Origin of the sequence: Jiella sonneratiae (assembly GCF_017353515.1) — a bacterium.
GTDB lineage: Bacteria > Pseudomonadota > Alphaproteobacteria > Rhizobiales > Rhizobiaceae > Jiella > Jiella sonneratiae.
In genome coordinates, this window is the sequence record NZ_JAFMPY010000069.1 from 1 (window position 1) to 1,556 (window position 1,556).

A 1,556-nucleotide genomic window follows, 5' to 3' on the forward strand; every position below is an offset into this window, starting at 1 on the left:
TTTTTGGCTTCGGCAAGGTTTCGATTTTGCAGGAAAGCTGGGTTTTGACACCGGGTTTCTTGCGATTTCGGATTCCCAATTCCGCCGGTTTGTGGTCCGATTCACCTCGCGATCAGCGGAGGGTTCGGCGATGTCCAAGCCGCGTGACGAGCGCCAGCGGGATCTGTTCCGCCCGGCGCTCATCGAGATCATCGACAGGGGCCATCCCTTGGTGCGGCTCGCCCACGAGATCGACTGGGCCTTCATCGAGAGGCGTTTCGGCGAGGTGCATCATGCCGGCGTCGGCCAGCCGCCGCTTCCCTCCAGGCTGATGGCCGGGCTCTTGATCCTCAAGCACATGCATTCGCTCGCCGACGAGGTGCTCTGCGATCGTTGGGTGGAGAACCCGTATTTCCAGTATTTCTGCGGCGAGGCGAGCTTCTGCCACAAGCGGCCCTTCGACCGCTCGTCGCTGACCCACTGGCGCCAGCGGCTCGGCGAGGAGCGGCTTTCGGCGCTGTTGCAGGAAAGTCTGTCGGTCGCCCACCGGAGCGGCGCGATCGAAGGCAAGGATCTCGAGCGCGTCGTGGTCGACACCACCGTGCAGGAGAAGGCGATCGCTTATCCGACCGAGGCCAAGTTGCTGTACCGGGCGATCGTCAAGCTCGCGGCGCTGGCCCGAAAGACCGGCATCGAGCTGCGCCAGAGCTATCTCAGGGTCGCCAAGCGGGCCGCGATCATGGTCGGGCGCTACCGGCACGCCAAGCAGTTCAAGCGGGCGAACCGGGAGCTGAAGTTCCTGCGCATCCGGCTCGGCCGACTGGTGCGCGACATCCGCCGCAAGATCGCCGGCGACACCGTCCTGGAAGACGGCTTTGCCAAACTTCTGTCGCTGGCGATGCGGCTTCTCCACCAAAAGCACCGCCAGCGCGGCCCAAAGGTCTATTCGCTGCACGCTCCCGAGGTCGAATGCATCGGCAAGGGCAAGGCGCACAAGCCCTACGAGTTCGGCTGCAAGGTCTCGGTCGCAACCCCGGCCACCCACCCGAAGGGCGGCCAGTTCGTTCTTCATGCCAAGGCCTTGCACGGAAACCCGTTCGACGGGCACACGCTCGGGCCCGTCGTCGCCGACCTGGAGAAGCTCACCGGCGTCGAGACCAAACGCATCCATGTCGACCGCGGCTATCGCGGCCACAACCATAAAAACCGCTTGCGGGTCTTCATCACCGGCCAGGTTCGGCGAGCCACCAAGGCCATCAGGCGCGAGATGAAGCGCAGGGCGGCCGTCGAGCCGGTCATCGGCCATCTGAAGTCCGATCACCGCATGGACCGCAACCATCTCAAGGGCCCCGAGGGCGATCAGATCAACGCCGTCCTCGCCGCAGCCGGCTACAACTTCCACCTTCTCCTGCGCTGGTTCGCAAGGATTTGGCGTGCCTTGATGCAGATGCTCTTCGTCCGGGTCGCAATCGACGCTGCGGCCTGACGACCAACCCGTCTCCCAATCCAGAGACGACGAAACTCAGCGCACGGATGCAGACCCTGTGACCCGGCAAGGATCAATCTTCACGGACGAC

Annotated in this window: 1 protein-coding gene; it reads left to right on the plus strand. The window is 64.0% G+C overall.

What is annotated here, in order from left to right; translation table 11 throughout:
- Positions 1-130 precede the first annotated feature (130 nt).
- Positions 131-1,465, plus strand: a complete 1,335-nt coding sequence (locus J1C47_RS23505; protein ID WP_207353226.1) for an IS5 family transposase — start codon at positions 131-133, stop codon at positions 1,463-1,465.
- Positions 1,466-1,556: the final 91 nt, after the last annotated feature.